This window comes from Salinicola peritrichatus, from assembly GCF_003206715.1.
In the GTDB taxonomy this organism is placed as follows: Bacteria; Pseudomonadota; Gammaproteobacteria; order Pseudomonadales; family Halomonadaceae; genus Salinicola; species Salinicola peritrichatus.
In genome coordinates this window covers 1-4,456 of sequence record NZ_PZJU01000078.1, presented here as the reverse complement: position 1 = coordinate 4,456, position 4,456 = coordinate 1, and the positions used below count along the sequence as shown (strand labels likewise).

The 4,456-nt window shown below is 60.1% G+C and carries 5 protein-coding genes; 3 read left to right on the top strand and 2 right to left on the bottom strand.

From position 1 onward, the window contains the following. Nucleotides 1-88: 88 nt before the first annotated feature. Together rlmM and tusA are read left to right on the top strand one after the other, a co-directional pair. Nucleotides 89-1,177 (top strand): 23S rRNA (cytidine(2498)-2'-O)-methyltransferase RlmM, encoded by a 1,089-nt coding sequence (rlmM, locus tag DOM57_RS20595; RefSeq protein WP_110651265.1) that lies wholly within the window; start codon nucleotides 89-91, stop codon nucleotides 1,175-1,177. Between the two features lie 20 nt (nucleotides 1,178-1,197). After that, nucleotides 1,198-1,443, top strand: coding sequence for a sulfurtransferase TusA (gene tusA / locus DOM57_RS20590; protein WP_110651263.1), 246 nt, complete (start codon nucleotides 1,198-1,200; stop codon nucleotides 1,441-1,443). 52 nt (nucleotides 1,444-1,495) lie between these two features. Here the strand turns inward: tusA and DOM57_RS20585 are convergent, their stop codons facing one another. Both DOM57_RS20585 and DOM57_RS20580 read right to left on the bottom strand, forming a co-directional pair. After that, complete coding sequence (locus tag DOM57_RS20585) at nucleotides 1,496-2,191, bottom strand: hypothetical protein (RefSeq protein ID WP_110651261.1); 696 nt, start codon at nucleotides 2,189-2,191, stop codon at nucleotides 1,496-1,498. A gap of 103 nt (nucleotides 2,192-2,294) precedes the next feature. After that, entirely contained in the window at nucleotides 2,295-3,716 is a 1,422-nt protein-coding gene (locus DOM57_RS20580; RefSeq protein ID WP_239496357.1) for an MATE family efflux transporter, read from the bottom strand. 113 nt (nucleotides 3,717-3,829) lie between these two features. On the opposite strand from DOM57_RS20580, the gene DOM57_RS20575 reads away from it, so the two are divergent. Continuing rightward, nucleotides 3,830-4,378, top strand: coding sequence for an elongation factor P hydroxylase (locus tag DOM57_RS20575; RefSeq protein ID WP_110651259.1), 549 nt, complete (start codon nucleotides 3,830-3,832; stop codon nucleotides 4,376-4,378). Nucleotides 4,379-4,456: the final 78 nt, after the last annotated feature.

Sequence of the window (4,456 nt, the reverse complement as noted above, 5' to 3'; positions counted from 1 at the left end):
AATCCCGCTGCGGGCTGCACTGCGACCCGGCCGCATAAGCGATGCATGCCGTGATATCTTTAGGCCGGCATAGACCAGACCCGACGAAATGAAAGAGGCAAGCGTGAATCGAGTGCCCAATGAGTGGCTGTTGTATTGCCGAGCCGGCTTCGAGCCCGACCTGGCCGCTGAAATTCATGCTCGCGCGGAAGCCGTTGATGAAGCCGGCTGCGTGGTGATGGCAGAGCCGAATAGCGGCTTCGTGCGCTGGCAGTGTAGTAATGACACGCAGGCCAACGCTATTCATCGCACCTTGCCGTTGAATTCACTGGTATTCGCGCGTCAATCGTTGGTTGCTTTCGAGCCGTTGGCACTCAATCGGGAGGATCGTATTTCTCCGATCGTAGAATGTATCACCGAGAGCGGTTGGAATTTCGAATCGGTGTGGCACGAAACGCCCGATACCAATGAGGGAAAAAGCCTCGGACGTTTGGCCAAATCCTTGAGTCGACCGCTCGAAAGCGCACTCAAACGCTGCGGTAGCCTGCGTCGCAAGGCGGGCGGTCGACGGCTTCATCTTTTCTGGCTAGCCGGTGATAGCGTACAGATTGCCATGAGTTTCCCGGGCAATCGCAGTGAACATCTCGGTGGTGTTCTGCGTCTGCGCCATCCTTCGGATGCGCCGAGCCGCTCGACACTGAAGCTCGAGGAAGCCTGGCACACTTTCGTGCCCAAGGATGCCTGGGAAGCCCGTTTGGCAAGCGGTATGCAAGCCGTGGATCTGGGCGCGGCGCCGGGTGGCTGGACTTATCAACTGGTGCGCAAGGGCATGTTTGTCTATGCCATCGATAACGGTCCGATGGCACCGTCACTGATGTCCACCGGGCAGGTCGAACATCTACGCGAGGACGGTTTCGTGTGGGAGCCTCCCTATCGTCTCGACTGGCTGGTTTGCGATATCGTCGACAAGCCGATGCGGGTGATCGATATGGTCGAACGCTGGTTGATCAAGCGCTGGTGTCGAGAAGCGGTCTTCAATCTGAAGTTGCCGATGAAACGCCGTTGGGAAGAAGTCCGACGCTGCCTGGAGCGGCTCGAGCACACCCTGGACGAACATGGCGTTGCTGCTAGCATCGCTTGCCGCCACCTGTATCATGATCGGGAAGAGGTCACCGTTCACGTACGCCTGGACGGTTGAGGACGGATAGCGAGATTGTCATGAACGAAGCCGAAACGACGCACGATGCAACGCTCGACACTCGGGGGCTGTACTGCCCCGAGCCGATCATGCTGATGCACAACAAGGTACGCGATATGCAGTCAGGGCAGACCTTGCTGGTCATCGCGACTGACCCCGCCACCACGCGCGATATTCCCAAGTTCTGCGGTTTCCTGGGTCACCAACTGATCGAGCAGAGCCAGGATGGCGAGGAGTATCTCTACCGCATTCGCCTGGGATCGTGAGTATCCGCCGGTCTCACCGCCGCGCACGGTTTTAGACAGATACTACGACTCGCTATCCGTTGGGCATAACCATCAGCGCTAGCGCTTCCAGCGTCTCGGGATCTTCGTTGCGGATGCGATTGGCGATGTTGCGCTGAAAGAAATAGAGCGTCCGGTGGCGGCTACGTCCCGGGTAGAGACACTCGTCGCCGGCCAGCACGGGTAACGAAACCACCCGGGTGTCGTCGACCAGCATCGCATCGACATCGCCGTTGCTGTAGAGATGCCAGGCGAAGATCTGTTTGAGCTGCCAGGGTTTCCCGTCCTCGTCCATGCACAGGGCGTGGGTACCTTGCGTCTCCGGCAGTTGCTGGGTCAGCGAGACGTCCTGAGTTTCTTCATAGTCGAAGTAAGCTGCGGCATGTTCGAGTTCCGCAATCTTGTGCTCGGGAGCGGCATGGAAGATTTCCCGTGTTTCGGGATCACGATAGCCAACGAAATGGCCATACTCGGGATCGTCCAGCTCATGACATGGGGACAGACTTTCCATCCATGGCACCAGCCCCACGACTTCGCCGTCCTCGCGCAGCCCCCATGCCAAAAGCGGCATGCCATAGAGCGTGTCGGGGTCGGAGGCGAGATAGTAGAGCATCTCCAGCCCATCGAGTTCGGGCGACAGGCGCACGAGTCGCTTTCTGGCCCTCAACCGGTGCCTCATGGTTTCCAGATCGATGATCTGCGCTGAACGGGGGGAAAGTGGGATACCCATGGCTACCCTCCTGGTCGGCAATCTGTCGGCTTGGGCCTGCTGCCAGTATTAGCACAGCCATGAAGGGCCTGTTAAGGCTTTCCCTGGAATCGGCGAGATTATTTCAGCCGTGAATGATGCGACGCCGACTAACGATCGCCAGGCGCCAGCCGAGCAGCACGGCCGCCGCCGTCAGGCCGGCGTTGAGACCAATCCAGTAACCATGGATACCAAGTGCATCGAAGCCGCCCAGTCCCCGGCCCAGCCAATGACCGCAACCGAGCCCGATCAGCCAGTAGGAGATCAGCGTGATACCCATCACCACACGGGTGTCCTTGTAGCCGCGCAGGGCGCCGGCGAGATTGACCTGCAGCGAATCGGAAATTTGAAACAGCATCGCCAGCAAGATCAGTGACATCGCTAAATCCTGCACCTCGGTATTGCTGGTGTAGAGTGACAATACCGGCTTGGCGATCAGCCAGATCAGCAGGCTGTTGAACAGCGCCAGCAGACAGCCGATGGCAATGCCGTTCCAGGCCACGAATCTGGCTTCGACGGAGTCACCGGCGCCCAGACGGTTGCTCACTCTGACGGTCAGCGCCATGCTCAGCGACAGCGGCAGCATGAACAGGATCGATGTCACGTTGAGCGCGATCTGGTGCGCTGCCACGGTGATCTCGCCAAGATAGGCGACCAGCAGAGTGATCACGGTGAATAGCGTCACCTCGAAGAAGATGGCGAGACCGATCGGCAGGCCGATATAAAGAAGCTCGCCGATCTCGCGCCAGCACGGCGCTGTGGGAGCTTCCCATAGGTTCACCGGCGCATAGGCGCGGCTGCGTCGTGTATACCACGCCATGCCCAGGCACATCGCCCACATCGAGATGGCGGTAGCGATGCCGCAGCCCAATGCCCCCAGCGCTGGCAACTGCCGCAACAAGACAGGCACACCATTGCCGAGCATTTCCACCAGACCGGGGCCGCCGTAAATCAACAGGAAGTTGCTGGGAATATTGACCCCGAGCCCAGCCAGGCTCATCCAGAGAGACGGCCGGGTATGATGCATGCCGTCCGAGAACGCCCTGAGTGCCTGATAGAACGCGACCGCCGGGATACCGAAGGCGACCGCCGTCAGATAATCGTTGGCAAGGTCGGCAACGTCCGCGGGGATCTGCATCCAGCGGAAGATTCCTCGAGCGCCCAAGGTTAGTGCCAGCGCGCTGCAGCAGCCGAAGACCAGGGCGACCCACAGCGCCTGATGGACCTTGCCGCGGACCCGCTCGAAATGCCCACCGCCCACCTGATGGGCGACGATCGGCGTGACGCCCATCAGCGTGCCGGTCATCAGCAGCATCAGCGGTACCCACAGGCTGGCGCCGACGGAGACGGCGGCCAGATCGACGGCGCTGGCACGCCCCGACATGATGACGTCGGCCGCGCTCATGCCGGACTGCGCCAACTGGGCGCCGCAGATGGGCAGACTCAGACGTACCAGGGCGACCGTCTCACGACGGCAGCGATAGAAGCGGTTGGCGGTCGACGACACGGATCGCTCCTTGACCGAACGGACAGGGCGGCGATTCTAGCAGGAGTTGGAGACCAAAGCTCGGCGTGGAGTAGGGACTTACGTATACTCGCGGCGAGTGTCGGAGGGAAAGTATGTCGCATGAAATCGATGACCTGATGGCGCTGTTCGACGGGGTATTCTTCGATACCTATCGCACACGCCTGATTCGGGGCCAGGATGAACCGATCTATCTGCCCGCGAATGCAGAACGAGACCATCATCAAATCGTTTTTGCGCACGGTTTTTTCGCCAGCGCGCTACATGAGATCAGCCACTGGTGCATTGCCGGAGAGGCGCGTCGTCAGTTGGAGGATTACGGCTACTGGTACGAGCCGGACGGCCGCGATGCCGAACGCCAGGCTGATTTCGAGCGCGTCGAAGTCGCGCCACAGGCGCTGGAACTGCTGTTCAGCGAGGCTTGCGGCAGGTCGTTCCAGGTCAGTGTCGACAACCTCGATGGGGCGCAAGTCGATCGCCGCGCTTTTGCGGCGAAAGTGGCCGAGCGAGCCGAGCACTACCGCCGCGTGGGCGCACCGCCGCGGGCCCAGGCATTCATCGCATCGCTCGTTGCCTTTTATCTGAGAGGGGAGAGTCTGTCGGAAGCCGTTGCCTTGGGACGGCGACGGCTCCGGGATGAATGAATTCGGGGTATACGGATTTAATGGTTGATGGGGCACCTTTACCCCACCAACCTGATACCATTATCAGATGGTTGATAG

Excerpts from the sequence above, each read along its gene's own strand:
- rlmM (WP_110651265.1), top strand. The coding sequence starts at position 89 with ATGAAAGAGGCAAGCGTGAATCGAGTGCCCAATGAGTGGCTGTTGTAT.
- tusA (WP_110651263.1), top strand. The coding sequence starts at position 1,198 with ATGAACGAAGCCGAAACGACGCACGATGCAACGCTCGACACTCGGGGG.
- DOM57_RS20585 (WP_110651261.1), bottom strand. The coding sequence starts at position 2,191 with ATGGGTATCCCACTTTCCCCCCGTTCAGCGCAGATCATCGATCTGGAA.
- DOM57_RS20575 (WP_110651259.1), top strand. The coding sequence starts at position 3,830 with ATGTCGCATGAAATCGATGACCTGATGGCGCTGTTCGACGGGGTATTC.